Raw genomic sequence first — 26,856 nt, forward strand, 5'->3', positions numbered from 1 at the left:
TGTAGGGATGCCGACCCTCTCGCGACGGGCTTCCAGGCTCACCGCCCTGGGCTTGATCACTCTCTCCGCTAGCGCGTGCGGCGGAACGCAGGCGTCCCAGCCATCGGGTTCAACCACCGGCCCGGCGGTGGACTACGACATCGCCCGAGTCAACAACATCAAGGGCGACTTTCCCGCCGGCTTCACGGCGGCTCCGGAGGCCCCGATCACGTTGACCCGGGACGATATCGACAACGCAAGGGTCATCCCGTTCACCAAAGCCGTTTACGCCCCGCCGCAATGCCGAGCGCTCGTCATCCCGACCTATGTCGAGCCGGTGGTAGGCGCCCAGGCCGCGATACTGAGCGCGGAAGGCGAACGAGGCGAAATCTTCGTCGCCGCAATGCGATTGCCGCATCCGGTCGAAGTCAGCCCGCCGCCACCTGGCTGCGGTCACGTCGCGATGTCGGGATCTGAAGAATCGTCCGGGACAGCCGAAGCCGTTCCCGCACCTCAGATTGAGGGCGTCACGACCACGGGTGTGAGGCTGAAGCCCGCCGCCGACAGCTCACCCGGCGGGTACGTTTTCACGGCTGCGCTTTCCGACCAGACGTCGGTCGCCGTTATGGGTGGCACCGAGACCGATCTCCACCCTCAGCAGCTGTTGTCGGATCTGCTGGTGAAAGCCGTCGCCGCTGTGCGTGGTTAGAGCTCAGGTGGCGGTGTCCGGCTCCTCCTCATCGCAGCGCTCTGCATCGTCGCCGGACTAGGTGGCGGTGTCCGGCTCCTCCTCATCGCAGCGCTCTGCATCGTCGCCGGACTAGGTGGCGGTGTCCGGCTCCTCCTCATCGCAGCGCTCTGCATCGTCGCCGGACTAGGTGGCGTCGGGGTCGAACGGGGCCGGCCCGGACGCCGGCTGAATCTTCTGCGGCGTCATCATCGATTGCGGCGCAGCGCTTTCGGGTGCTGAAGCCGGCATCGGGGTCGGCGGCGTCACCGGCGGTTGTTCGAACGCCTTGAACAGCGAGTCGTCGCCATCCAGCAGGTGCTTGGTCAGCGCAGCGCGCGGCGTCATCCCGCGCAGCTTCTGCAACTCCGACAGCGGCTCGCGCAGGTCGTCGAACTCAGGGCCCATGTCCTCGCGGAGCTGGGTCGTCATGCCGCTGAGGTAGTCCCGCGCCTGCCGCAATGCGGTGGACGTCCACCGGATCGCGCCGGGCAGGCGCTCGGGTCCCAGGACGACCAAGCCGACCACGATGAGAACCAGGATCTCGCCCCAGCCGACGTTGGCGAACATCAGCCGCCGTCCGGCCCCGGGGTCACGGTGAGCGTGACGTGGCGGCCGTCGCGGACCACCTCGATCGGCGCGGGCTGCCCAACGGTCAACTGCCGCACCGCAACCACGAACTCGTCGGCGTCGGCCACCCCTCGGTTACCGACCTTGACCACCACGTCGTTCTCCTTGATGCCGCCCTTTTCGGCGGGGCCACCGGCTTTGACGTTGGCGACCTGGGCGCCCTTCGCGATGGCGTTGCTCACCGACCGGGCACTCAGGCCCAGGGTCGGGTGGACGATCTTGCCGTCCTTGATCAACGTCTGCGTAACGACTTTCGCCTCGTCGATCGGGATCGCGAAGCCCAGTCCGCTGGCGCTGTCGGACAGCGACTTGCCGGCCGTGTTGATGCCGATGACCTGAGAGTCCATGTCGATCAACGGGCCACCGGAGTTTCCGTGGTTGATCGAGGCGTCGGTCTGGATGGCGTCGATCACGGTGTCGGTGTCAGAACCCTCCCCCGACAACGGAATCGGGCGATGCAGCGCGCTCACGATGCCGTGGGTCACGGTGCTGCGCAGGCCTAGGGGGGCGCCCGCGGCGAGCACTTCGTCACCGACACGGACCTTGTCGGAGTCACCCAATTTGGCGACCGAGAGATTGTTGACGTTGTCGACCTTGAGCACCGCAAGGTCGGTCTTGGGATCGCGGCCGACGAGGTTGGCGGGCACTTCCTTGCCGTCGTTGAACACGACGGTGGTCTTGAACTGGCTCGGGTTGTTGGCCGCTTCGGAGATGACGTGGTTGTTGGTGACGATGTAGCCACGGCCGTCGACCACGAAGCCCGAGCCCTGCATGCCCTCCTGGTCGCTCACCGACTGGATCGTGACCACCGAATCCGCTACCGCCGCAGCCACTTTGGCGAACCGCCCGGCGGGAGACTCGCTGTTGTGGTTCGTCGAGAGGGTGACCTTGGAGGTGGTGAATGCCTCGACCACCTCGGCTGTCTTGCGACCCACCACGCCGCCGACCACACCGATCAGCAGCGCCAGGACGGCAAGCACCGCGAGCGCCAGGTATGAGACCCGGCCGCCGAACAAGACGTCACGCACACCGAGCACGTCGCGAACGACCTCGGGGCGCTGCGCGGACGACGTCACCGCGGGCTCACCCAGAGCGGCGGCGGCACCCGGATCACGCCACGGGTCTTCGGGATCCTCGAGTTCGTTGCTGGCCGTGCCGTCGTCCAGCGCGTCCGCGTCGGCGGGGTGGCGCTGCAGCGACTCCGCGCCCGGGAAGGGACGGCCGAACGCCTCGGTCAGCACCGGGTCGGCTGGTTGGGTGTGTGGGGTGAAGTCGCCACCGTCGCGGAATTTCGACGGGCGAACCCGGTCGGCGACGAACGAGCCTCGGACGCCTTCGGGACGACCGAACGTTTGGCTCGACGCGGCGTCGACCGGTGGACGAGACACGGGACGCGGCGCCAGCCGGGGGGCACCGTTGTTGTCTTGATCGGAGCTCACGTCATCCTCTTCGCCAGCGCCCGGACACCAAGCGCTATGGATTCGAGCACGGCGCCGCGCACCGGCTTGGCCAAACTGGTATCCACCCTACCGAGGCTCTGGGCGATCGCGCCTGTTGCCGTCGGAGAACCGGTCGCGCATCGTGGCCGGACGCCCGCCCTGCGGTGGCGGCCCGCGGTGGCCGCGACCGGGCGAATCACCCTGCCTGGTTTCCGTCTCGTCGTCGGGCGGGCAGTGCGGGATCTGCGTCAGCAATCCGAGCAGCGCGCTCGGAACCCTGATCGGATGCGAGTCGCGTAGCGCGGCGCGGGCGCGGCGATGGCCGTCCACCTCGGCGGCGCACTCTGGGCACAGCGAGATGTGGTGGGCGGCGCGCAGGTGGGCGTTCATCCGCAACTCACCGTCGACGAAGGCGGAGATGGCCTCGATCGACAGGTGTTCGGTGGAGCCGAACTGCCGCGGGGCCCCGACCGGCGCATCGCTTTGTGAGGCGAATTGGGTGGGAAGCCAGGAGAACGCTCGGCGGAACACATGTCCCCGATCGACCATCACCAGCTCCTCTCGGTATCGCGTCGGTTCGCGGCACTACCTCGAATGTAGCGCGCCGACCGATACCGAACATCGATGAACGCACCGATCAGGCCGTGTGTTTCAGCCCTCGGCGGGGACGGAGCGGTCCGCGTGCGCCGCGAGATAGTCGCGCAACGCCTGGCGGCCACGGTGGATGCGACTGCGGACGGTGCCGAGCTTGACGCCCAGCGTGGCGCCGATTTCCTCGTAGGACAGTCCCTCGATGTCACAGAGGACGACCGCGGCGCGGAACTCCGGCGGCAGCGAGTCCAGCGCGGCCTGCAGGTCAGGACCCAAGTGCGCGTCGTGGTAAATCTCTTCGGGGTTGGGCTCGTCGGCCGGCACCCGGTCATAGTCTTCGGGCAGCGCTTCCATCCGCACCCGGCCGCGACGGCGCACCATATCCAGAAACAGGTTGGTCGTGATGCGGTGCAGCCAGCCTTCGAACGTGCCCGGCTGGTAGTTCTGCACCGAGCGGAACACCCGGATGAAGGTCTCCTGGGTCAGGTCCTCGGCGTCGTGCTGGTTGCCGGACAGACGATAGGCCAGCCGGTAGACCCGATCGGCGTGTTGGCGGACCAATTCGTCCCACGACGGCATCGCCGTCTTGTCACCTGTCGCGTCGAAAACCGCCGTGCCGTAAGGTTCGTCGGCCGGCTCGACCCAATCCGCGTCGCGGTACTGCTCCGGGTGCGACATGCTCGACGGGCTCATCAGTGTGCTGATGTTGAAATCCTCCGGGTTCAGACTGCCGTCAAAACTAGGCAATTCGTCACCGCGCGCAACGCGAAGATTGCGAGAGGTATTCCCGGACCAGCGACCACCACGCTCCATGATGGATACCGTCGTCCATCGGCGTATGCGCGATATGTGACCGCACTGAGCTGGGGCTGAGAATGGCTCCAAAACCCCGCTGGACTGGGCAAATGGGTCAGGTCACGTTTCGATCACGCCGATTCGTTGAGCGTGTCGCGGGCCTACCTGGGTGCACCCGGGACGGGTTGGTCTTACGCTCACGCCATGGCCACGACCGACCAGCCAGCGAACAGTCGGGCCGAGTCGCTCTCGGCCCACGCCGAGGGATCGATCTCCGAGGACGCGGTGCTACTGGCTGCCCGCGAGCGCGCCGCCGACATCGGTGCCGGCGCCGTCACCCCGGCGGTCGGGGCGCTGCTCAGCTTGCTCACCAAGCTCAGCGGCGGAAAAGCCGTCGTCGAGGTGGGTACCGGCGCGGGCGTCAGCAGCTTGTGGTTGCTGTCCGGGATGAGCGACGACGGCGTGCTGACCACGATCGACATCGAGCCCGAACACCAGCGGATCGCCAAGGAGGCGTTCTCCGACGCCGGCATCGGCCCGTCTCGCACCCGATTGATCAGCGGTCGCGCCCAGGACGTGCTGACCCGGCTGGCCGACGACTCTTACGACCTGGTCTTCGTCGACGCAGACCCGCTCGACCAGCCGGACTACGTCGTCGAAGGGGTGCGACTGCTGCGCTCCGGAGGCGTGATCGTGGTACACGGAGCCGCCGCCGGAGGGCGGGCCGGCGATCCGTCGGCCCATGACGCCGAGGTGGCCGCGGTGCGGGAGGCCGCCCGGCTGATCGCCGAAAACGAACTGCTCACCCCGGCGCTGGTGCCGCTCGGCGACGGCCTGCTGGCCGCCGTGCGCGACTGATCCGATTTCTTGACGAGGTTGTGACGCGCTAACCCCTTGACCGGCGACTGAACGGCTGTTTAGTGTTCTGAACATGCGTTCAGCTGACGATCTCACCGCGGCCGCCCGAATTCGCGACGCGGCAATCCGTCAGTTCGGCGAACAGGGCTTCGGCGTGGGCCTGCGGTCGATCGCGGAAGCGGCCGGGGTCAGCGCGGCTCTGGTGATTCATCACTTCGGCTCCAAGGACGGCCTGCGCAAGGCCTGTGACCACTACGTCGCCGAGGAGATTCGCACGACCAAATCCGAGGCGATGACCTCCAGCGACCCGGCGACCTGGTTCGCCGCGATGGCCGAGATCGAGGAGTACGCACCGCTGATGGCGTATCTGGTGCGCAGCATGCAATCCGGCGGCGAGCTGGCAAAGACGTTGTGGCGCACGATGATCGACAACACCGCGAGCTACCTGGCCGAGGGTGTCGAGTCGGGCATGCTGAAGCCCAGCCGGGATCCGGCCGCCCGGGCCAAATATCTCGGTATCACCGGCGGCGGCGGCTTCCTGCTCTACCTCCAAATGCACGAGACGCCGACGGACTTACGGGCAGTGTTGCGCGACTACGCCAACGACATGGTGCTGCCCGCCCTCGAGCTCTACACCAACGGCCTGATGACCGACAGCCACATGTACGACGCCTTTGTGGCGCAAGCAGAAGGAGAGGATGGTCATGCACGCGATTGAGGTTCATCACCTGACGAAGACGTTCGGCAAGGCCCGGGCACTCGACGGCCTGGAGCTGACCGTGCGCGAGGGGGAAGTCCACGGGTTCCTCGGACCGAACGGCGCCGGAAAATCGACGACGCTCCGGATCCTGCTCGGCGTGGTCAAAGCCGACGGCGGAATGGTGCGGCTACTCGGCGGCGATCCCTGGAGCGACGCGGTCGACCTACACCGCCAGATCGCCTACGTGCCGGGCGACGTGACGTTGTGGCCGAACCTGACCGGTGGCGAGACCATCGACCTGCTGGGCCGGATGCGCGGCGGCATCGACGACAGGCGCCGCGACGAGCTGATCGAGCGCTTCGAGCTCGACCCGCACAAGAAGGCTCGCTCCTATTCCAAAGGCAACCGGCAGAAGGTCTCGCTGATCTCTGCCTTCTCGTCGCGGGCCAGGCTGCTCTTGCTCGACGAACCGAGCAGCGGCCTGGACCCCCTGATGGAGAACATCTTTCAGCAATGCGTCGCCGAAGCCCGCGATCGCGGCGCGACGGTGCTGCTGTCCAGCCACATCCTGGCCGAGACCGAGCGGCTGTGCCAGCGGGTGACGATCATCCGCGCCGGCCGGACCGTCGAGAGCGGGACGCTGGAGTCGATGCGGCATCTCAGCCGAACGACGATCACCGCCGACCTGCTGCGCGACCCCGGCGACCTCACCCGCATCCGTGGCGTTGCCGACGTCAGCTACGACGGCACGGTCCTGCACGCCCACGTCGACAGCGAGGGACTCGGCGAACTGATCCGGGTCCTTGGCGACACCGGCGTCCGCAGCCTGGTCAGCCAGCCGCCCACGCTCGAGGAACTGTTCATGCGGCACTACGGCGCCGACCGTGAAATGGCACGCAAATGACTGCCATCCTGGAACGTCCCATCGCTGTGTCGTCGGTATTCACCGGGACGCCGGGAATGCTGCGCTTATATCTGCGGCGCGATCGAATTGTGTTGCCGCTCTGGGTCCTACTGCTGTCGACGCCGCTGGCGACGGTGTACATCGGTGGGATCGAAAAGGTCTACCCAAGCCAGGCGGCTCGGGCCGGCTTTGCCGCGATGATCAAGGCCAGCCCGGCCCAACGGGCGCTCTACGGCAACATCTACAACGACAGCCTGGGCGCTACCGGGATTTGGAAGGCCGGCATGTTCCACGTGCTGATCGCCGTGGCGGTGATTCTGACCGTCGTCCGCCACACCCGCGCCGACGAGGAGACCGGGCGCGCCGAGCTGATCGACTCGACCGTCGTGGGCCGTTACGCCGGCCTCACCGCTGCCCTGCTGCTGTCCTTCGGGGCGTCGCTGATCACCGGTGTCATCGGTGCGACGGGGTTGCTGGGTACCGACGTCCCCGCCCGGGGATCGCTGGTTTTCGGTGCGGCCCTGGCCTGCTCGGGCCTGGTGTTCACCGCGGTTGCCGCTGTGACAGCGCAACTGTCGACGAGCGCGCGGTTTGCACGCGGTGCCGCCTTCGCGGTGCTCGGCACGGCATTCGCGCTGCGGGCCGTCGGGGACGCCGGCTGGCCCGGGTTGTCGTGGGTCTCCCCGCTCGGCTGGTCGCTACAGGTCCGGCCATACGCCGGCGACCGGTGGTGGGTGCTGTTGCTGCATCTCACCGCCACGGTGCTGCTGACCGCGGTGGCCTACTGGCTGCTGGCCACCCGCGACGTCGGCGCCGGCGTGATCGCCGAACGCCCGGGTCCTTCGAACGCAACCCGGTTGCTACGCAACACCTTCGGGCTGGCCTGGCGATTGGACCGCGGCGCGCTGCTGCTCTGGACCACCGGGCTGGGCTTGTACGGCCTGCTGATCGGCAGCGTTGCGCATGGCATCGGCGACGAGCTGGGCACCGACGCCGCACGTGATGTGGTGCTCCGGATGGGCGGCAGCCAGGTGGTCGAGCAAGCCTTCGTCACCGCGGCGTTTTCCATGTTGGGCATGGTCGCGGCCGCGTTCGGGATCTCGCTGGCCCTGCGACTCCGTCAGGAAGAAGCCGGTCAACGCGCGGAGACGCTGCTGAGCGGATCGGTGAGCCGAAACCGTTGGCTGACAAGCCACCTCATACTGGCGCTGACGGGATCGGCCCTGGCCATCGTGATCGCCGGCGGTGCTACAGGGCTGAGCTACGGAATCGCCGCCCACGACATCGGCGGCAAGCTCGGCGCAGTCATGGGCACCGCGCTGGTTCAACTGCCCGCGGTATGGCTGCCGGCCGCGACTACGGTCGCGCTGTTCGGGCTGATGCCGCGTTTCAGTTCGCTGGCGTGGGGCGTGCTGGTCGGATTCGTCGCCCTGCACTTGATCGGCGAGCTGTCCCGCTTCCCGCAGTGGGTGCTCGACCTGGAGCCGTTCGCACACATCCCGCCGGTGTCGGGCAACGCCTTCTCCTGGATCCCGCTAATCGTGCTGCTGACACTCGACGCCGCGCTGATCGCACTCGGGGTGGCGGCGTTCCGCCGTCGCGATGTTCAGTCGTAAGGAGACAGTCATGAGTACCGCTGTCAAAGGTGCACTTTCGGCCACCGTGGGCCTGTTCACGTTCGGCTTGCTGGTGTTCGTGCCGGCCGGCACGACGCACTACTGGCAGGGCTGGGCATTCCTCGCAGTCTTCGCGCTGTCCACCATCCCGTCGGTGTATCTGGCGCGCACCAACCCCGCCGCGCTCGAGCGGCGGTTGCAGGCGGGGCCTAGTGCGGAAACCCGGCCGCTGCAGAAGATTCTCATTACCGTCATCTTCGTCGCGTTTCCGGCGACGTTCATCGTCAGCGCCCTGGACTGGCGCTACGGGTGGTCGAGGGTACCGGCGCCGGTATCGGTGATCGGCGACCTACTGGTCGCGATCGGGCTCGCGCTGGCGATGTTGGTGGTCGTCCAAAACGGTTACGCGGCAGCCAATGTGCGGGTCGAGGAAGGCCAGGCGCTGGTCTCGACCGGGTTGTACGGGCGGGTGCGCCATCCGATGTACACCGGAAACGTTTTGCTGATGCTGGGCATCCCGCTGGCCCTCGCCTCGTACTGGGGGTTGTTCCTGATCGTTCCCGGACTGCTGGTGCTCGTGTTGCGTATCCGCGACGAGGAAGAGCTACTGAGGGAGGAGCTGGACGGCTACCGCGAATACACCCGCCGCGTTCGCTACCGGCTGCTGCCCTACGTGTGGTGACGCCGTCGCGAAAAAGACGCCTGGGTCGTGGGATGGGCACGTTTCGCGGCTCAGGCGGCTCAGGGTGGTTAGCCCGCGTTAGATCCAGACGCCCTTGCCTACCGCGACCACGCCGCCGGCGCTGATCGAGAAACGCTCGCGATCCTTCTCCAAGTCGACACCGACCATCTCGCCCGGCCCGATGACCACGTTCTTGTCCAGGATTGCGTGGCGCACCACCGCGCCGCGGCCGACGCGCGCGCCCGGCATGATCACGCTGCCCTCGACGATCGCCCCGTCGTCGATCACGACGTTGGAGGACAACACCGAGTTGCGTACTGACGCAGCCGAGATGATGCTGCCCGCGCCGACCACCGACTCCTGGGCCGATCCGCCGTTGACGAACTTGGCCGGCGCCAGATTCTCCGACGCGCCGAGGATCGGCCAGCGTCGGTTGTAGAGGTTGAACACCGGATGCACCGATACCAAGTCCATGTGGGCGTCGTAGAACGCGTCCAGCGTCCCCACGTCGCGCCAGTAACCCCGGTCGCGGTCAGTGGCGCCGGGGACGTCGTTGTCTTTGAAGTCGTAGACCGCGGCCATCCCGTCGGCGACCAATCGCGGGATGATGTCACCGCCCATGTCGTGATCGGAGTGGTCCTCGTCGGCGTCGGCGCGGATCGCGTCGATGAGCACCTTGGTGGTGAAGATGTAGTTCCCCATCGACACGAAGGTGGCCTCCGGGTCGTCCGGCGTACCGGGCGGGTTGCTCGGCTTCTCGATGAAGCTGCGGATGCGGCCGGACTCGTCCGCGTCGATGCAGCCGAACGCGCTGGCTTCCGCACGCGGCACCCGGATTCCGGCAACCGTTGCACCGGCTCCGCTTTCCACATGGAAGCGAAGCATCTGCTCGGGGTCCATCCGGTAGACGTGGTCGGCGCCGAAAACCACGATGTAATCCGGGTCCTCGTCATAGATCAGGTTGAGCGATTGATAGATCGCATCGGCCGATCCGGTGTACCAGCGCGGCCCGAGCCGCTGCTGAGCCGGGACAGGCGTGATGTATTCGCCGGCCAGGCCGGATAGCCGCCAGTTCTGCGAGATGTGGCGGTCCAGTGAATGCGACTTGTACTGCGTGAGAACGCAGATCCGCAAATACCGGGCGTTGACGAGGTTGGACAGCACAAAGTCGATCAGTCGATACGCCCCACCGAAGGGAACCGCCGGCTTGGCCCGGTCGGCGGTCAACGGATACAGCCGCTTGCCTTCACCCCCGGCCAGGACAATTCCCAGCACGTGCGGCGCTTCCCTCATGCATCAAACCTAACGGCCGTTGGTGACCCCTGCCAGATCAAACGGGTGAATACCCACGCGGAGGGACTGTCCATCAACCATTTTGGCTTGTTCTTGCGAGACGGCGATCACGTGCCACTGAGGGGTCGGCCCCTGCGGGGTCCGGGCGCGAGCACTACCGTGCCGGGTATGCGCGTGGCGATGATGACTCGGGAGTATCCGCCGGAGGTCTACGGCGGCGCCGGAGTACACGTGACCCAGCTCGTCGCGCAATTGCGCAGCCTGTGCCAGGTTGACGTGCACTGCCAGGGTGCTCCGCGGGCAGGAGCGCACGCGTACCAGCCCGACGCCCAACTTCGCGGAGCGAATCCGGCGCTGTCCACCCTGTCGACCGATCTGGTGATGGCCGGCGCCGCGGCGGACGCCGATGTCGTCCACTCCCACACCTGGTATACCGGGATGGCCGGGCACCTGGCGTCGCTGTTGCACGACGTGCCGCACGTGCTGACAGCCCATTCGCTGGAGCCGCTGCGGCCGTGGAAGGCCGAGCAGCTCGGTGGCGGCTACCGAATCTCGTCATGGGTCGAGCAGACCGCGGTCGATGCCGCCCAGGCGGTGATCGCCGTCAGCTCCGGCATGCGGGACGACGTGTTGCAGGTCTACCCGAGGGTGGATCCTGGTCGAGTCCACGTCGTACGCAACGGAATCGACACCGACGTCTGGCACCCGGTCGAGCCGCCGCCAGGCGAGTCGGTGCTGGCCGACCTCGGAGTCGATCGCAGTCGGCCGATCGTCGCATTCGTCGGCCGGATCACCCGGCAGAAGGGTGTACCGCATTTGTTGGCGGCCGCCCACCTTTTCGATCCCGAGGTGCAGTTGGTGCTGTGCGCCGGTGCGCCCGACACCCCCGAGATCGCCGCCGAAGTAAGCGAAGGAGTCGCCCGGTTGGCCGCCTCACGCAGCGGGGTGTTCTGGGTCCGTGAGATGATGTCGGTCGAAAAGATCCGTGAAATACTCTCGGCGGCAACAGCGTTCGTGTGCCCGTCGGTGTACGAGCCGCTGGGAATCGTGAATCTCGAGGCGATGGCGTGCGGCACGGCGGTGGTCGCGTCCGACGTGGGCGGCATCCCGGAGGTGGTCGATGACGGGGTGACGGGGACGCTGGTTCACTACGACGCGGGCGACGCGGCCGGTTATCAGAGCCGAATCGCAGAGGCGGTCAACGCGGTGGTAGCCGACCCGGAGCGCGCCAGGCGCTATGGCCGCGCGGGACGTCAGCGCTGCATCGCGGAGTTCTCCTGGGCGCAGATCGCGCAACAGACGCTGGAGATCTACCAGAAAGTGTGCGCGTGACGACGGGCGTCAGACGCGGGTGAAGCGACGGGCTTTAGCTCGTGACGCCCTTGAGCTCATCGCCCAGTGCAGCGGCTTCGTCGGGTGTCAGCTCGACCACGAGTCGGCCACCGCCTTCCAGCGGTACCCGCATCACGATGCCGCGCCCCTCCTTTGTCGCTTCCAGTGGACCGTCACCGGTCCGGGGCTTCATCGCCGCCATCGAGCGCTCCCTCCGAATTCGAGCTGGCCCGTCAACTGCACATTCACCACCCCATTGTTCCCTATCCGCGTGATTAGGTGCACATGACCTCCGGCTCGGCGTTTCACGGGCCGCGTCGTCGGCGGCTCGCGCCGACTGTCCGCCTCCTCAGCGGCCCGCCTCATGGGCAGAGGGAGGCACCCAACAGGTCTGTACGTGATCGTCGACCATCCCGGTCGCCTGCATCAGGGCATAGGCGGTGGTGGGTCCGACGAAGCGGAACCCGCGGCGCTTCAATTCGCGGGCCATCGCGGTGGATTCCGGCGTGACGGACGGGACGTCCGCCAAGGTCTTGGGCCGAGCGCGACGCCGGCCGGCCGGCGCGAACGACCACAGCAACTCCGAGAAGTCGTCGACTTCCGCGACGGCCCTGGCGTTGGCGATGGTCGCCTCGATCTTGGCCCGGTTGCGGACGATGCCGTCATCGGCCATCAACCGGGCGACGTCGGCGTCGGTGAACCGGGCGACCTTTTCGGGCGCGAAACCGGCGAACGCCTTCCGGAAGTTTTCTCGTTTGCGCAGGATGATCAGCCAGGACAAGCCGCTTTGGAAGGCCTCCAGGCTCATCCGCTCGAACAACGGCACGTCGCCGTGCAGGGGCCGACCCCACTCCGAGTCGTGGTAATCGCGGTAGAGCTCGAAGTCCGCGCTGCCCGGCTTGCCAATTGCCCAGCCGCAACGGACCAGGCCGTCGTCAGTCATTGGCATCGCCTCGGGCGTCGTCGTGCTTGTCGCCTCCGGCTGCGGCCGCGGCATGCACCGACGACAGCTGCCCGCGTAGCAGGTCCAGCTCCTGGGCGAGCCGGTCGAGCACCCAATCGACCTCGCTGGTCTTATAACCACGCAAGGTCTGGGTGAATTTGACCGCCTCGACGTCGGAGCGGGTGACGCCGGACGCCGGCAACACCGTCGGGGTGGTGCCCCGGGGCAGCGGCGGCAACGGCTCGCCGCGGCCGAACAGCAGACTGGCCACCCCGAACAGCACGATTGCTATCAGCACCAAGACCACTACGTACAGCAACACCAATGCCACGGCACCGATATTGCCCTACGGGTCCGACGCAAGTGTGCAGACCTATGTCAGTGGCGACCCGCTGCACGTGGCTGCGCCACGCTTGCGATCGCCACGGTGCCTATCGCAGGCGACCCGCTGCACGTGGCTGCGCCACGCTTGCGATCGCCACGGTGCCTATCGCGGGCGACCCGCTGCACGTGGCTGCGCCACGCTTGCGATCGCCACGGTGCCTATCGCGGGCGACCCGCTGCACGTGGCTGCGCCACGCTTGCGATCGCCACGGTGTTCATCGGCGGCCGGTCGGCCAGCGACACCGTGGAGTATCGCGGGGTGAAAGACATCGAGTCCGGACCGTCGACGAAAAATTGGGTGAGCCCGACACCAGAGTCGGGGATGCCGCAGCGCGACAGCAACGTCGCCACCACCTGCCGGCTCATCGGGCCCAGCTCGGCGAGCGGACGGTTGCGGTGCGCGCGCACACCGAGGTTCACCTGGGCGATGGCGTCGAGTCCCAACCGGTCGTAGGTGTCGACCAGCAAGCCGATCTCGACGCCGTAGCCCGGCGCGAACGGCACGGACGTCAGCAGCTCCCGGGTGGCCGCGTATTCGCCGCCGAGCGGCTGTAGTACGCACCCCAGCTCGGGCCGCAGCGCGGCCAACAGCGGTCGCGCCACCAGCTCGGTGACGCGGCCACCTCCGGTGGCGCCCTCCCGGCCGGCGTCGCCGTTCAGAGGCCGCCGATAAAAGCTCTTGACGAGGTGAATGTCGTCCTCGGTCAGCAGCGGACCCAGCAACCGCGGCACGAACATAGGGTGCGGCTCGATCAAGTCGGAGTCGACGAAGACGACGAGGTCACCGCTGGTAGCGGCCAGCGAACGCCACAGCACCTCGCCCTTGCCGGGCCGCGGCGCGATGCCCGGCAGGGCCTGCTCACGAGTGACGACGCGCGCCCCGGCGGCGATTGCCCGGATCTCGGTGTCGTCGGTGGATCCCGAGTCGAGCACGATCAGCTCGTCGACCAGCCCGCCGACCAGCGGCGAGATGCTCTCGATCACGGATTCGACGGTGTCTTCCTCGTTGAGGGCGGGCAGCACCACCGAGACGGTCCGCCCGGCTTTGGCAGCCTCGAGTTCCTCGATCGTCCACTGCGGACGAGTCCAGCTGCGGTCGGCCAACCAGACGTCGCCCGGCGAGGCGGCCAATGCGCCCTCGGCAGCGAGATCGAACAGCTCAGATGCCGTCATGCCAGCCCCCTCACCGTGCGCGCCGGCGGGCGTTGGCCCTGAATCGACGCCACCATCTCCAACACCCGCCGGGTCGGCCCGACTTCGTGCACCCGGAACATCCTGGCTCCAGCAGCGGCCGCCAGAGCAGTCGCGGCCAGGGTTCCCTCCAGGCGCTGGGTCAGCTCCACCCCAAGAGTCTCCCCGACGAAATCTTTGTTGCTCAACGCCATCAATACCGGCCACCCCGTGTTTACAAGATCTTCCATGTGCCGCAACAGCGCCAAGCCGTGGAACGTGTTCTTGCCGAAGTCGTGGGTCGGGTCGATCACCACACGATCGCGGTCGACCCCGGCGGCGACCGCCCGTTCCGCGGACGCGGTGAGTTCGGCGATCACGTCGTCGACGACGCCGCGGGTGCTGATGCCGTAACTGACCCGAAAAGGTCGGGTGCGCGGCTTCGCCCCGCCGGTGTGCGAGCACACCAGTCCCGCGCCGAATTCGGCCGCTACCTCGGGCATCGCGGGATCATAGCCGCCCCAGCTGTCGTTGATCAGATCCGCGCCCGCCCGGCAGGCCAGCCGAGCGACCTCCGAACGCCACGTGTCGATGCTGATCAGTTGCTCGGGGTAAGCGTCGCGCACCCACTCGATGAAGGGCACGACGCGGGCGATCTCGGCTTGGGTGTCGATGGTCTCCCCCGGCCCGGCCTTGACGCCACCCACGTCGATGACGTCGGCGCCCTCGGCAATCAGCCGGTGCACAGCGGCCTGCGCGTCGTCGTCGGCGAAGTTGGCGCCACGGTCGTAGAACGAGTCCGGGGTGCGGTTGACGATCGCCATGATCAGCGCACGCTGATCGCTCACCAGGCGACCGCACAAGGTGGACTGCACGTCTCCATCGTGCCTGCTCCGCCGATGTGCGTGCCTTCGGGCCTCACCGCGATCTCGGCGACGAAGACCTAACCCTGGGGACGCTTGCCGTTGGCCACTTCTTCGGGATAGTCGTCGTAGAACGGCACGTATCCCTCGTCGCGGCCGGCTAGCACGTACACCGGATCCTCGATCCCGGCGTCGTACGCCTGCTCGCGCAGGTCGACCTTGCGGCTCTTGAACGTCGTGGTGTGCTCCATCGAGTCGACCAGCCGAATGAACAGCGGCATGGCGTATGCGGGCAGTTGCTTGTACACCGTCTGCGCCAACGCCTTGCCGTCGAAGTCGCTGCCCTCGCGCAGCTTCACCGCTGCCATCCCCGCACGACCGCCGGTGCGCGGTACCTCGACCCCGAACACCGTGCACTCCTCGACCGCCTTGTCGGAACTCAGTGCCCGCTCCACCTCAGTGGTGGCCACGTTCTCGCCCTTCCAGCGGAACGTGTCGCCGAGCCGGTCGACAAAGGCGGCATGGCCCATGCCCTGCGGGCGCATTACGTCGCCGGTGTTGAAGTAGACGTCACCCTTACGAAAAGCGTTGCGCACCAACTTCTTCTCGCTGGCGCTCTTGTCGGTGTAGCCGTCGAACGGCTGAAGCCTGCTGACCGGGCTGAGCAGCAAGCCGGGTTCGCCGGCGGGCACCTTCTGCACCCAGCCGTCCTCACCTCGCTGCGGTTCGCCGGTGTCGGCGTCGTAAGCGACATAAGCCACCGGCAACGCAGCCCAGCCCGCCGATCGCGGCACGTTGAACACGTTGACGAACGCCGTGTTTCCCTCACTGGCCGCATAGAACTCGCATACCCGCGGGATGTTGAACCGCTTGGTGAACTCGTCCCAGATTTCCGGACGCAGCCCGTTGCCCGCGATCACGCGCACCTTGTGGGCGCGATCTGTCGGCTTCTCGGGCTGGTTCAGCAGATAGCGGCAGATCTCTCCGATGTAGATGAACGCCGTTGCCTCGCTGGCGATCACCTCGTCCCAGAATTTCGAAGCCGAGAAAGACTTGCCGAGAGCTAGCGTCGCCCCGGAGTTGATCACAGATCCAAGCGCCACTGTGAGCGCATTGTTGTGGTACAGCGGCAGGCAACTATAGAGCGTGTCAGATCCCTTGAGCCGCAGGCCAAGTCCGCCGAACACCGCCAGCGCGGACAGCCAGCGTTTGTGGGTCATCACGCTGGCCTTGGGGTGACCGGTAGTGCCCGAGGTGAAGATGTAGAAGGCGGTGTCCTTGGCCAGCACCGCCGACGCCGACGGCGGGTTGCTGGTGGGCGCGGTGGCAGCCAGCCGCTCCATCTCCTCGATGGTGGTCGGCTCGATGGTCGCGCCACCGCACTCTTCGACCGCGTCGACGAAATCCGTCTCGACGACCAGCGCCTTGGCATCCAGCAGCCCGATGCTGTGCGCGAGCACGTCGCCGCGCTGGTGGTAGTTGAGCATCCCGGCGACAGCGCCGCACTTGACCGCGGCCAGCATCATCAGCACCGTATTGGGCGAATTCCGCAACATGATGCCGACGACGTCGCCGCGGCCGACGCCACGGGCGGCCAGGACGGCCGCATACCGGTTGGCCGTCGCGTTGGCTTCGCGATAGGTCAGCTGCTGGTCGCCGAAGCGAACGAAGACCCGGTCACCGTGGCTCTCGGCCCGGTCCTGGAAGACCTTGCCGATCGAGATCTTGAAGTTGGGCTGCGCCCGCACCAACGTGAGCAACCCGCGGGCCATCACCGGAAGGTCGGCCAGCAGGCCGGGAGCGCGGGTCGCGATATCGATCAGCCCGATCGACGTGCCGGAAGAGTTGTGGTCGGACATGCGCGCCAGCCTATCCATATCCAGCAAAGGCGCTCAGCGGGGTGCGCAAGCCGCCAGGGCCGCGTCGATGTCGCGGACCACCACCAGCCGATCCAGCGCGGTCTGTGAAACGTAACCGCTGTCGACAATCCCGGACAGCCACGCCAGCAGGTCGTCGTAGTGCCCGTCCGGATCGAGCAGCACCAGTGGCTTGTCGTGTACACCGAGGTACCCACCGGTCCAGGCCTCGAAGAATTCCTCGAGTGTGCCGATGCCGCCGGGCAGCGTGATGAACGCGTCGGCGCGGTCTTCCATGATCTGTTTGCGCTCACGCATGGTGTCGGTGACGATCAGCTCGTCGGCGTCGTGGTCGGCGACCTCGAGGCGGACCAGCATTTCGGGTATGACGCCGACGGTCCGGCCGCCGCGGGCCCGAGTGGCGGTCGCGAGCGCGCCCATCGCCGAGACGTTGCCGCCGCCCCAGACCAGGGTCCAGCCGCGGTCGGCGATCGCCTCGCCGAGATCGGCGGCCAGCGCCAGTAACCCGGGGTCGGTGGGTCCAGACGCACAGTAGACGCAGATCGCGGGCACAGAGGAAACCTAGACCACCGTTGCCCCCGTGTGCATTTCGAGCTAACCGCACGCAGCACCGGCGGCCGGGCCATAAAATCCGGCGATGCCCGGTCTGTTGGTCACCGCGCCGCCGGAGACGGTCCTGCGCGACGTTGTGGCCGGGTTGGACGACCCCGATCGTGCCGGTGTCGCGATCGTCGGCCCCGACGGTTCCGGCAAGGGGTTGCTGGCCCGCGCCGCGGCCGCGAGTGACGCCCGCTGGGTGATCGGCACGGCCAGCGAGCAGACCATCCCGTTCGGCGCGTTCCGTTCGCTGCTGGCCGGTATCGACGCCGACGACTCCGCCCGACCGGCCGAGCTGCTGCGGACCGCGCAGGAGAAGCTGGCCACCGAGCGGTTTTTCGTCGTCGCCGACGCGCACTACCTGGACCGGCTCTCGGCCACGCTGATCTACCAATTGGCGCTCGGCGGCTCGGCCCGGCTGATCGTCACGGCCCGCTCCGGCGCCGAGCTGCCCGACGCCGTCGAGGCGTTGTGGGCCGACGGCCTGCTGACCCGCATCGAGGTCGCCCCGGCAGACGACGCGCCGGCGCGGGCCGACGGCTACCTGGCCGATCTGCCCGCGCCGGTGCGCTCGGCACTGGACTACCTGTCGCTGGCCACCCCGCTGCACCGCGGCGATCTGGCCGCGCTGGTCGGCGACGACGCCGTCGGTCAAGCCGAAAACCTCGACGCGATCACGGTCGACGCCGCCGGCATGGTCTACCCGGCGCATTCGCTCTGCACCACCCGGGCGGGGGCGGTCCTGGCGCCGGACACCGCACGGACACTGCGCATGTCGCTGGTCCGACAATTCGCGGCCGGGCCCGCCGACCACATCGGCGACCGGCTGCGCGCGGCCGCGCTGGCCGCGGACTGCCCCGACAACGACGCCTTCGACGGCGATTTGAGCGACGCCGCCCAGCACGCGCTGCGCTTCGGCGAACTCACCCTCGCCGAACGCCTGGCCCGCGCCGCCCTGGAACGCGCGGACGGGCTGGCCGCGCGGCTGGCGCTCGGCCACGCGCTGGCCTGGCAGGGCCGCGGGCGTGAAGCCGACGCCGTGCTCGCGGCGGTCGACCCCGAGCGGCTCTCGCCGCCGGAACTGATGGCGTGGGCGCTGCCGCGCGCGGCCAACCAGTTCTGGATGCTTGGCCAGCCGGCGCAGGCCACGGCGTTTCTGCAGACCACCCGCAACCGGGTCGAGTCACCCAGCGCGCAGGCCACCCTGGACGCCCTGACGGCGACCTTCGCCATGAACGCGGGCACGCCGCTACGGACGCTGCGGATCGCCGGTGACGTGCTCGCGTCGCCACACGCCGACGCGGTGGCCGTGGGGTGGGCGGCGTCGTCTGCGGCGCTGAGCTCGGCCCGCACCGGACGCTTCGACGACGTCGAGGCCCTGGCCCGGCGCGCGACCGCGGCCGACCATCCCGGCTTGCTGCGATTCACCAGCGGATTCGGCCGGATCACGGCTCTGGTGATGGCAGGCCGCTTGGCCGATGCCCGCGCACTGGCCCAGCGCTATACCGACTTCGCCGAGCTGCAACAGCCGGGCCGGGCGATCGGCGAGACGCTGGTCGGCTACGTCGCGGTCGCCCAGGGCGACTTCGATTCGGCCATCACACTGCTGGGCCGGGCCGCCGAACCGCTGGCGCGCACGGGCTATTCATGGGGTCCGCTGTCGCTGATGCTGCTGGCTCAGGCCCTCGGCCAGCAAGGCGAACAACAGCGCGCCGCAATGGTTTTCAGCCGGGCCGAGTCGCTGCACGGACTCAAGTCGTCGCTGTTCGCCCCGGAACTGGCGCTGGCCAAGGCGTGGTCTAAGGCGGCCCACGGCGACACAACCGGCGCGATCGACGCCGCCCGCGAGGCGGTGCAGACCGCCGAACGCGGCGGGCAGTCGGCGATCGCGGTGCGCGCCTTGCAGGACTGCGCACGCCTGGGCGACGTCCGGGCGGTGCAGCGGGCCGGACGCCTGGCGGGCGAAGTCGACTGCGTGCTCGGTCGACTGACGCTGGCCCACGCCCGCGCCCTAGCTGCCGCCGACGCCACCGCGCTGGCCGATGTCGCCGCCGATCTGGCCGATCGTGGCCTGCATCCCGCCGCCGCCGACGCCGCCGCCCAGGCACAACGCCTAGCCGGTTAGGTACGCCCGCAGCATCGTGACGGCATCGGTGATCCGGTGCAGCGGCACCAACTCGTCGCGGGTGTGCGCAAGGTTCGGGTCGCCCGGGCCGTAGTTGACCGCGGCCACACCGCGAGCGGCGAAGCGGGCCACGTCGGTCCAGCCGTACTTCGCCCGCACCTGGCCGCCGGCCGCCTCGAGCAGGCCTTTTGCCGCCGGGTTCGACAAACCAGGCAGCGCCCCGGCCGCCGAGTCCGTCAATTCGATGTCCACGTCGAGACCGTCGAAGACCTCGTGGACGTGGTGCAGCGCGGCGTCGGCCGAGCGGTCCGGAGCGAAGCGGAAATTCACTGTCACCGACGCGGCGTCCGGTATCACGTTGCCGGCCACCCCGCCGTCGATACGCACGGCCGACAACCCCTCGCGATACACGCAGCCGTCGATATCGACGCTGCGCGGCTGGTAACTCGTCAGCCGATCCAGCGCCGCGCCGAGCTTGTGAATTGCGTTGTCGCCCAACCAGGATCGTGCCGAGTGCGCACGAGTCCCGCTGGCGCGCAGGATAACGCGCAGCGTGCCTTGACAACCCGCTTCGATGTAACCGCCGGTAGGCTCGCCCAGGATTGCCAGGTCGGCTTCCAGCCAGTCCGGCAACTCGCGCTCGATACGGCCCAGGCCGTTTGCCGACGACTCGATTTCCTCGCAGTCGTAAAGCACCAGCGTCACGTCGTGCACGGGCTCGGCGACGGTCGCGGCCAGGTGCAGAAAGACCGCGTCGCCGGATTTCATGTCGGTGGTGCCGCAGCCGTGCAGCGACTCGGCGTCACGGCGGCTCGGCAGATTGTCAGCCGCCGGCACGGTGTCGAGGTGACCGGCCAGCAACACCCGGGTCGGACGCCCCAGCGCGGTGCGGGCCAGCACGGCGTTGCCGTTGCGGACGATCTCGAAGTTGGACGTCTGCGCACGCAGCGCCGCCTCGACCTCGGCGGCGATGAGTTCTTCGTGCCGCGATTCGCTTGGAATGTCGACCAGCGCAGCCGTCAGCTCGATCGGGTCACCGCGTAGGTCCAGCACAGGCCCAGCGTAGTGGGTGGGTAGCGTAAGGCCGGTGACTGCAGCTTCGGGTATTGGCCTCGCGACGATCGCCGCCAACGGATCGGTTCTCGACACCTGGTTTCCCGCACCGGAACTGATCGAGTCGGGCGACTCCGGTACGACGCGGTTGTCGGTGGCCGAGGTGCCCGCCGAACTCGGCGAGTTGGCCGGCCGCGACGATGACCGCGACGTGGAAACCGTGGTGGTCCGGACGGTGATCGGTTCGCTTGAGGACAAGGCCGTCGACGCCTACGACGCATACCTGCGGCTGCACCTGCTCTCCCATCGGCTGGTCGCTCCCCACGGGCTCAACGCCGAGGGCTTGTTCGGTGTGCTGACCAACGTGGTGTGGACCAGCCACGGGCCCTGCGCCGTCGAGGGTTTCGAGGTGGTGCGCGCCCGCCTGCGCCGCCGCGGACCGGTCGCCGTGTACGGCATCGACAAGTTTCCACGGATGGTCGACTACGTGGTGCCGAGCGGCGTACGCATCGCCGATGCCGACCGGGTGCGTCTCGGCGCCCATCTGGCGTCCGGCACCACGGTGATGCACGAAGGCTTCGTCAACTTCAACGCGGGAACGCTGGGCACGTCGATGGTGGAGGGTCGCATCTCGGCGGGCGTGGTGGTCGGCGACGGCTCCGATATCGGCGGTGGCGCCTCGATCATGGGCACGCTGTCCGGCGGCGGCACCGAGGTGATCTCGCTCGGCAAGCGCTGCCTGCTGGGCGCGAACTCCGGGCTCGGCATTCCGCTGGGCGATGACTGCGTCGTCGAAGCCGGCCTGTACGTCACCGCCGGGACGAAAGTCGCTCTGCCCGATGGCAATTCGGTCAAGGCGCGTGAGCTGGCCGGCAGCAGCAATCTGCTGTTCCGCCGCAACTCGCTGACCGGCGCGGTAGAGGTGGTTTCCCGCGACGGCCGCGGGATAGCCCTGAACGAGGATCTGCACGCCAACTGATCACACGAGCCCTGCCGGGGCATCGATGCCGTAAGCCGTCAGCGGCCCGTCGGTACCGCGTCGGCGATTGAATCGGGCTGCAGGGCGGCGTCCTTGGTTTCCGGCAACGTGTAAGTACAGCCGAGGCTGACCAAGGCAGTAACGGCCAGCATCGGACCGATCGCCCAGGCGCCGTAGCTCGCCTGCAAGGTCCCGGCGAGCAGCGGCGGCAGGGCTCCGCCGGCGACGCCCGCCAGGTTGACCGCGAGTGCCGCTCCGCTGTAGCGCCAGCGCGTAGCGAAAAGTTCGGGGATAAAGGCACCGGTCGGTCCGGATCCGATGTTGGCGATCCCCAGCATTCCGATGACGGCTACCGCGTAGCAGACCGGCTTGCCGGTCTCTATAAGGGGAATCACGGCGGGCGCCCACAACAGACAGCCGGCCCAACCCAGCATCATCGTCCGCCGACGGCCCAACCGGTCGCTCAGCACCGCCGAGATCGCCACGACCGTCATGCTCGCCAGGCCGCCGAGTGCGCCGACGGTCCAAATGAAGGTGCGGCTGTAACCGAGGTCAGAGTGCGCGAAGTGAGGCAGGTAAGTGTGCGCCATGTACACGAAGGTCATGCCGCTCAAAATGCTGCCGCCGCCCAATGCAACTTCGCGCGGCTGACTGCGCAGCAGCTCACGCAGCGGCGCTTTCGGAGTGAGGTGTCGGGCCTCTTCCGCGGCGAACACCGGGGTCTCGTCGATGCGCAGTCGTACATACAGTGCAATGCCGACCAGCACCGAACTGACCAAGAACGGTATGCGCCAACCCCAGCGCAAAAACGCCTCGCTGCTTTCCCCGATGCTGAGGTTCACGCTGAGGAACGTCAGGCTGGTAAGCAGCGCCGCCAGACCGCCGCCGAGCAGGGTGAACATGCCATAACGGCCGCGCCGGTCGGCGGGCGCATACTCGATGCTCAGTAGCGCAGACCCGGCCCACTCCCCACCGGCGGCGAACCCCTGGATCAATCTCAACGCGACCAGGATGAATGGCGCCGCCGCACCGATGCTGGCGGTAGTCGGCACCAGGCCGACGCTCACGGTCGCCGTGGCCATGATCAGCAACGTGGCAATCAAAGACCGTTTTCGGCCCAACCGGTCGCCCAGGTATCCGAATGCCGCGCCGCCTACCGGACGCGACACAAATGCGCTGGCGAAGGTGCCCATCGACGCGATGGTGGCCAGGGTCGGACTCAGGTCCGGAAAAAATACCGTAGGGAACACCAGCGCCGCGGCGGTGCCATAGATCAGGAAGTCGTAGAACTCGATCGCCGAGCCGACCATACATGCGGCGGCCACTCGCCGCATGGGCGTCGCACTACCTGTCTGCACGGCTACGACGGTAGGGAAAAACGGGCCAGCTGTCACACCTGCCGCCCTGTCAGTCCAGGAGTTGCTTCTTGAGCACCTTCCCCATCGCGTTGCGCGGCAACGCGTCCATCACCCTGACCTCGCGTGGTCGCTTGTGCACAGAAAGTTGTTGCGCCACATAATCGATCAGCTCTGGCGGCTCGGCGTCACCGACGACGAACGCGACGATTCGCTGGCCCAGGTCGTCGTCGGGCACACCAACTACCGCGGCCTCCGAGACGCCCGGATGTCCGAGCAGGACGGTCTCGATTTCACCGGCCCCGACGCGGTATCCCCCGGACTTGATCAGGTCGACCGATTCGCGGCCGACGATGCGGTGCATCCCGTCGGGGTCGATGACCGCGACGTCTCCCGTGCGGTACCAGCCGTCGGCGTCGAACGCCTCCGCGGTCGCATCCGGTCGGTTCAGGTAGCCGTTGAACAACGTCGGACCCCGAACCTGCAGACGGCCAATGGTTTCGGCATCATGCGGCACTGGCTTGCCGTCGTCGTCGACCAACCGGGACTCGACTCCCGGCAGCGGCACACCGACCCAACCGGGGCGACGCTCGCCGTCGGCGCGGGTGGACAACGTGATCAACGACTCGGTGGAGCCGTACCGCTCCACAGGCGCATGCCCCGTCAGTGCTGCCAGCTTGTCGAACACCGGCACCGGCAGGCCCGCGCTCCCGGACACCAGCAACCGCGCCGAACGCAGCGCCTCGGCGGCGGCCGGGTCGGCGATCACCCGCGACCAGACCGTGGGGACGCCGAAGTACAGCGTGCCACCGGCGGCCGCGTAAGCCTCCGGGGTCGGTCTTCTGGTGTGCACGAAGCGATTTCCGATCCGCAGCGAACCGAGCAGTCCCAGCACCAGCCCGTGCACGTGAAACAGCGGAAGACCGTGCACCAGCGTGTCCTCGGCGGTCCACTGCCAGGCTTCGGCCAGCGCGTCCAGGTCGGCGGCGATCGCCTGGTTGCTGAGCTGCACTCCTTTGGGCGGACCAGTGGTGCCCGAGGTGTAGATGATCAGCGCGGTGTCCCGCGGCGACGGCTCGGGCTGCTGGTGCCAGGACCGAGCGCCCATCCGGACCGGGATGTGCGGCAGCCCTTCGGGTTCGTCCGGAACCGGGCCGAGCCAACCTTGAGCACCCGAGTCAATGAGGATGTGGCGGCGCTCGGCCTCTCCGACGTCGGCGGGCACCGGCACCACCGGCACTCCGGCGATCAGGCAGCCGGCGATCGCCAGCGCGGTCGGCGCGGTCGGAGTGGCCAGCACGGCGATGACGCCCGCGCCGCGGACGCGCTCGGCGACCGAGTTCGCGGCCCCGACGACGTCGCTGCGGCTCAGCGTGACGTCCTCGAACCGGACGGCGTCCTCGAGATCGTGGCCAGCCGCGACGACGGACGGGTTCAGCGAGGACAGCAGCACGAGTTTCTCCTATGTCAAGCCGCTGCCGGTTGGCAAGGCTGAGTTCGGTGTTGCTGGTCGGTGTGGAGGCGGCCGAAGACGACGCGGGCGAGGCGGCGTTTGAGGCAGCGCAGGGCTTCGGGATTGGAGTCGCCTGCGGCTAATCGATGACGGTAGTAGGTCTGTCCGAGGCCCTCGAGGCGGATTTGGGTGACGGCGATGCGGTGCAGGGCGGCATTGAGTTGTCGGTTGCCGGAGCGGGTCATGCGGACTCGACCGGCGGTGTTGCCCGACCACACTGGTACCGGGGCCACCCCGGCATGCCGTGCGAAGGCGGCCTCGCTTTTGAACCGGGTCACTCCTGCCGTCTCACCGACGAGCTTGGCCGCGGTCAACTCCCCGCACCCGGGCATCGCCAACAGTGTCGGGGCAATCGCGCGCACTCGCGCACCGATCCGCTTGGCCAGCGCGTCGATCGCTTCGGTCAGCCGGTCGATGTCGGCGAGCTCATCGCGGGCCAGCTCGGCGACTAGACCGGGAACGGTCGTCAACCAGGCGCCCAACAGCAGGCGATGTTTAGCGCGATCCAACGACCCAGGACGGGGGGCGCGCTCGGGATCAAGTTCATGAACTCGCCAGCGCAACCGGTTGATCGTTGCAGTCCGTTGTGCCACAAGAACTTCCCGGCGATCCACCAGCAGCTTCAGCTCGCGGGACACCTCATCATGGGACGCTACCGGCAGATCGGGTTCACGCAGGAATCCCCGCGCAACTGCGAGCGCATCGATCGGGTCAGACTTGCCCCGGGTCCGTGCCGACGCACGGGTTTGGGCCATTAACTTCGGTGGTACTCGCACCACCTTTTGGCCAGAACCCAGCAAGTCGCGTTCCAGGCGCGCTGACAAATGCCGGCAATCCTCGATTGCCCACACCACCTCGGCGCCAAAGCGTTCCCGGGCCCACATCACCGCCTCAGCATGCCCGGCAGTGACCGCTCTGACAGTCTTCTCGCCGAGCTTGCGCCCCACCTCGTCGACAGCAACAAAGGTATGGGTGTGCTTGTGAACATCGGCTCCAACAACAACCATAGGGGTTGCCTCCTTCACTGTGAGGTGACGGTTGGGCCGGTCGGCGGACAAACCTCAGTGGGGGCGGTGCCACGCTCCTATCAAGTCACGCCGGCCGGTCCTTCACACCCGGTGCCGGCAAAACGCATGAACGCCAACCGAAGGCGGCAGGCAGGCTATGAGCCAGACACCAGGTGATCAGGATCCAACCACCGCAACCTCCTGCGGCACCTCACCCTGACACTGACTGCAGGCTACCCGCCGCATCCGGGTGACCTCTTCCTGGTCGGTCGCGCAGATCGGCGGAAACGCCTGACCACGAGGCCTGACCCGCCCCGCATCTCGCTGGTGTCGTAGGGCCTGTCGGCAGTGGACGTTCGACCCTACGTCGGCGACCTCGACGAGGCGACGCTGAGAAACGTGCCGCGTCGGACACGGGCGCCTTGAAATCTCAAGCAACAATCAGGAGGACGACAGATGCCCACCACCACGATCGACAGCGCCGTCATCCACGACGCGGTGAACTCGGCATGCCGGGCCCCGTCACTGCACAACAGCCAACCCTGGCAGTGGGTGTACAGCGGCGGCGAACTCCGCCTGTTCCTCGACTCCAGTCGCGTGATGGATACCGACCAGTCGGCGCGCGAGGCGCTGATCGGCTGCGGTGCGGCATTGGACCACTTGCGGGCCGCGGCGGCCGCCGCGGGTTGGCAAGCAGTCGTCGATCGATTCCCGAACTCGGACCGGCCAGATCACCTGGCATCGATAGATTTCCGGCCGGCCGACTTCACCACCGCCAGAGACCGTCTGCTGGCGGATGCCATCTGGACGCGTTGCACGGACCGGCTGCCGTTCAGCGCGCCGACCAACTGGCCTTCGATCTCCGCATCCTGGACAAAGGAGGCCGTCGGCACCGCGGTGCACTTGGACTCGATTCCCGAAGCTGGGGTTCCCACATTGACCGAAGCAGCCCAGATGGCGGAGTCGCTACGGCTGTACGACGGTGCCTATCACGCCGAACTCGGCTGGTGGACAGCTCCATTCGAGAAGGCAGAGGGTATTCCACACAGCTCCCTCGTGACAGCGGCCGAGAGTGACCGGGTCGGCGTCGAGCGGTTATTCCCTGTGATTCACGGCGGTGAGCGTCGTACCGAGATCTCCGAGGACCGAGCCGTGATCCTGCTGTTGTCCACGGACGCAGACGGCCGCGCCGACGCGGTGGCCACCGGCGAGGCGCTCTCCGCGACCCTGCTGCACTGGACGGCGGCCGGTTTGGCCAGCTGCACGGTCACCCATCTGACCGAGTTGCCCGCTACCCGCGACGTGATCCGTTCACTGGTGCCCGCCGCCACCGTACCGCAGGTCCTTATCAGACTCGGGCTGGTCCCACTCACCGAACGGACGCCGAAACCCACACCACGACGGCCACTTTCGGAGGTCCTGCGCACCCGAGCCTTCGACTAGC

Annotated in this window: 26 protein-coding genes; 10 read left to right on the forward strand and 16 right to left on the reverse strand. The window is 67.7% G+C overall.

All coding sequences use genetic code 11. The annotated features are described in order from the left end of the window. Positions 1-7: 7 nt before the first annotated feature. Positions 8-688 carry a DUF5642 family protein gene (locus MKK62_RS01825; RefSeq protein WP_240262675.1) on the forward strand — a complete coding sequence of 227 codons (681 nt, stop codon included), beginning with the start codon at positions 8-10 and terminating at the stop codon, positions 686-688. A gap of 165 nt (positions 689-853) precedes the next feature. On the opposite strand, the gene tatB is transcribed toward MKK62_RS01825, so the two are convergent. The 4 genes from tatB to sigE all read right to left on the reverse strand — a co-directional run bounded on the left by tatB (position 854) and on the right by sigE (position 4,179). Beyond that, complete coding sequence (gene tatB, locus MKK62_RS01830) at positions 854-1,276, reverse strand: Sec-independent protein translocase protein TatB (protein ID WP_240262674.1); 423 nt, start codon at positions 1,274-1,276, stop codon at positions 854-856. Further along, entirely contained in the window at positions 1,276-2,775 is a 1,500-nt protein-coding gene (gene htrA, locus MKK62_RS01835; protein WP_240262673.1) for a serine protease HtrA, read from the reverse strand. Before htrA ends, tatB begins: the two co-directional genes overlap by 1 nt. 87 nt (positions 2,776-2,862) lie before the next feature. Then, positions 2,863-3,324 (reverse strand): anti-sigma E factor RseA, encoded by a 462-nt coding sequence (rseA, locus tag MKK62_RS01840; RefSeq protein ID WP_240262672.1) that lies wholly within the window; start codon positions 3,322-3,324, stop codon positions 2,863-2,865. 102 nt (positions 3,325-3,426) lie between these two features. Next, entirely contained in the window at positions 3,427-4,179 is a 753-nt protein-coding gene (gene sigE / locus MKK62_RS01845; RefSeq protein WP_240262671.1) for an RNA polymerase sigma factor SigE, read from the reverse strand. Positions 4,180-4,365: 186 nt separating this feature from the next. Here sigE and MKK62_RS01850 point away from each other — a divergent pair, with 186 nt between their 5' ends. The 5 genes from MKK62_RS01850 to MKK62_RS01870 all read left to right on the forward strand — a co-directional run bounded on the left by MKK62_RS01850 (position 4,366) and on the right by MKK62_RS01870 (position 8,921). Beyond that, positions 4,366-5,019 carry an O-methyltransferase gene (locus MKK62_RS01850; RefSeq protein ID WP_240262670.1) on the forward strand — a complete coding sequence of 218 codons (654 nt, stop codon included), beginning with the start codon at positions 4,366-4,368 and terminating at the stop codon, positions 5,017-5,019. Between the two features lie 73 nt (positions 5,020-5,092). Next, a complete protein-coding gene (locus MKK62_RS01855) occupies positions 5,093-5,737 on the forward strand; it encodes a TetR/AcrR family transcriptional regulator (protein WP_240262669.1) in 645 nt (214 codons plus the stop codon). Then, on the forward strand, positions 5,724-6,623 hold the full coding sequence (locus MKK62_RS01860; RefSeq protein WP_434085012.1) for an ABC transporter ATP-binding protein: 900 nt from the start codon (positions 5,724-5,726) through the stop codon (positions 6,621-6,623). The genes MKK62_RS01855 and MKK62_RS01860 overlap by 14 nt, the downstream gene beginning before the upstream one ends. After that, entirely contained in the window at positions 6,620-8,239 is a 1,620-nt protein-coding gene (locus MKK62_RS01865; RefSeq protein ID WP_240262667.1) for an ABC transporter permease, read from the forward strand. The genes MKK62_RS01860 and MKK62_RS01865 overlap by 4 nt, the downstream gene beginning before the upstream one ends. A 10-nt stretch (positions 8,240-8,249) precedes the next feature. Next, the gene (locus MKK62_RS01870) at positions 8,250-8,921 is read left to right on the forward strand and encodes a methyltransferase family protein (protein WP_240262666.1); all 672 of its coding nucleotides are present in this window, start codon (positions 8,250-8,252) and stop codon (positions 8,919-8,921) included. Between the two features lie 78 nt (positions 8,922-8,999). On the opposite strand, the gene glgC is transcribed toward MKK62_RS01870, so the two are convergent. Continuing rightward, positions 9,000-10,214 carry a glucose-1-phosphate adenylyltransferase gene (glgC, locus tag MKK62_RS01875; RefSeq protein ID WP_240262665.1) on the reverse strand — a complete coding sequence of 405 codons (1,215 nt, stop codon included), beginning with the start codon at positions 10,212-10,214 and terminating at the stop codon, positions 9,000-9,002. A 168-nt stretch (positions 10,215-10,382) separates the two neighbouring features. Here glgC and glgA point away from each other — a divergent pair, with 168 nt between their 5' ends. After that, positions 10,383-11,546 (forward strand): glycogen synthase, encoded by a 1,164-nt coding sequence (gene glgA / locus MKK62_RS01880; RefSeq protein ID WP_240262664.1) that lies wholly within the window; start codon positions 10,383-10,385, stop codon positions 11,544-11,546. A 34-nt stretch (positions 11,547-11,580) separates the two neighbouring features. On the opposite strand, the gene MKK62_RS01885 is transcribed toward glgA, so the two are convergent. The 7 genes from MKK62_RS01885 to log all read right to left on the reverse strand — a co-directional run bounded on the left by MKK62_RS01885 (position 11,581) and on the right by log (position 17,335). Beyond that, positions 11,581-11,748: a DUF3117 domain-containing protein gene (locus tag MKK62_RS01885; protein ID WP_003406247.1), complete on the reverse strand. Its 168-nt coding sequence runs from the start codon at positions 11,746-11,748 to the stop codon at positions 11,581-11,583. 147 nt (positions 11,749-11,895) lie between these two features. Continuing rightward, positions 11,896-12,489, reverse strand: coding sequence for a DNA-3-methyladenine glycosylase I (locus tag MKK62_RS01890; protein WP_240262663.1), 594 nt, complete (start codon positions 12,487-12,489; stop codon positions 11,896-11,898). Further along, positions 12,482-12,820, reverse strand: a complete 339-nt coding sequence (locus tag MKK62_RS01895; protein WP_240262662.1) for a DivIVA domain-containing protein — start codon at positions 12,818-12,820, stop codon at positions 12,482-12,484. The genes MKK62_RS01890 and MKK62_RS01895 overlap by 8 nt, the downstream gene beginning before the upstream one ends. A gap of 212 nt (positions 12,821-13,032) precedes the next feature. Further along, positions 13,033-14,046, reverse strand: coding sequence for a glucosyl-3-phosphoglycerate synthase (locus MKK62_RS01900; protein ID WP_240262661.1), 1,014 nt, complete (start codon positions 14,044-14,046; stop codon positions 13,033-13,035). Further along, entirely contained in the window at positions 14,043-14,867 is an 825-nt protein-coding gene (gene folP, locus MKK62_RS01905) for a dihydropteroate synthase (protein WP_240263873.1), read from the reverse strand. Before folP ends, MKK62_RS01900 begins: the two co-directional genes overlap by 4 nt. Before the next feature lie 119 nt (positions 14,868-14,986). Continuing rightward, positions 14,987-16,765 carry a long-chain-acyl-CoA synthetase FadD6 gene (fadD6, locus tag MKK62_RS01910; RefSeq protein WP_240262660.1) on the reverse strand — a complete coding sequence of 593 codons (1,779 nt, stop codon included), beginning with the start codon at positions 16,763-16,765 and terminating at the stop codon, positions 14,987-14,989. 33 nt (positions 16,766-16,798) lie between these two features. Continuing rightward, on the reverse strand, positions 16,799-17,335 hold the full coding sequence (gene log, locus MKK62_RS01915) for a cytokinin riboside 5'-monophosphate phosphoribohydrolase (RefSeq protein ID WP_240262659.1): 537 nt from the start codon (positions 17,333-17,335) through the stop codon (positions 16,799-16,801). A gap of 85 nt (positions 17,336-17,420) precedes the next feature. Between log and MKK62_RS01920 the strand changes: the two genes are divergently transcribed. Continuing rightward, entirely contained in the window at positions 17,421-19,505 is a 2,085-nt protein-coding gene (locus tag MKK62_RS01920) for an AAA family ATPase (RefSeq protein WP_240262658.1), read from the forward strand. Here MKK62_RS01920 and dapE read toward each other — a convergent pair. Next, positions 19,494-20,558 (reverse strand): succinyl-diaminopimelate desuccinylase, encoded by a 1,065-nt coding sequence (gene dapE, locus MKK62_RS01925; protein ID WP_240262657.1) that lies wholly within the window; start codon positions 20,556-20,558, stop codon positions 19,494-19,496. The genes MKK62_RS01920 and dapE overlap by 12 nt on opposite strands. A gap of 34 nt (positions 20,559-20,592) precedes the next feature. Here dapE and dapD point away from each other — a divergent pair, with 34 nt between their 5' ends. Then, positions 20,593-21,537, forward strand: a complete 945-nt coding sequence (gene dapD, locus MKK62_RS01930; protein ID WP_434085013.1) for a 2,3,4,5-tetrahydropyridine-2,6-dicarboxylate N-succinyltransferase — start codon at positions 20,593-20,595, stop codon at positions 21,535-21,537. Between the two features lie 38 nt (positions 21,538-21,575). Here dapD and MKK62_RS01935 read toward each other — a convergent pair whose 3' ends face one another. The 3 genes from MKK62_RS01935 to MKK62_RS01945 form a co-directional block, all read right to left on the reverse strand. Then, positions 21,576-22,871: an MFS transporter gene (locus tag MKK62_RS01935; protein ID WP_240263872.1), complete on the reverse strand. Its 1,296-nt coding sequence runs from the start codon at positions 22,869-22,871 to the stop codon at positions 21,576-21,578. A gap of 73 nt (positions 22,872-22,944) precedes the next feature. Continuing rightward, positions 22,945-24,345: an acyl-CoA synthetase gene (locus MKK62_RS01940; RefSeq protein ID WP_240262655.1), complete on the reverse strand. Its 1,401-nt coding sequence runs from the start codon at positions 24,343-24,345 to the stop codon at positions 22,945-22,947. 14 nt (positions 24,346-24,359) lie between these two features. Further along, a complete protein-coding gene (locus MKK62_RS01945; RefSeq protein WP_240258159.1) occupies positions 24,360-25,430 on the reverse strand; it encodes an IS110 family RNA-guided transposase in 1,071 nt (356 codons plus the stop codon). 438 nt (positions 25,431-25,868) lie between these two features. On the opposite strand from MKK62_RS01945, the gene MKK62_RS01950 reads away from it, so the two are divergent. Then, a complete protein-coding gene (locus MKK62_RS01950) occupies positions 25,869-26,855 on the forward strand; it encodes an Acg family FMN-binding oxidoreductase (RefSeq protein ID WP_240262654.1) in 987 nt (328 codons plus the stop codon). Position 26,856 lies beyond the last annotated feature (1 nt).

The organism is Mycobacterium paraterrae, assembly GCF_022430545.2.
In the GTDB taxonomy this organism is placed as follows: domain Bacteria; phylum Actinomycetota; class Actinomycetes; order Mycobacteriales; family Mycobacteriaceae; genus Mycobacterium; species Mycobacterium paraterrae.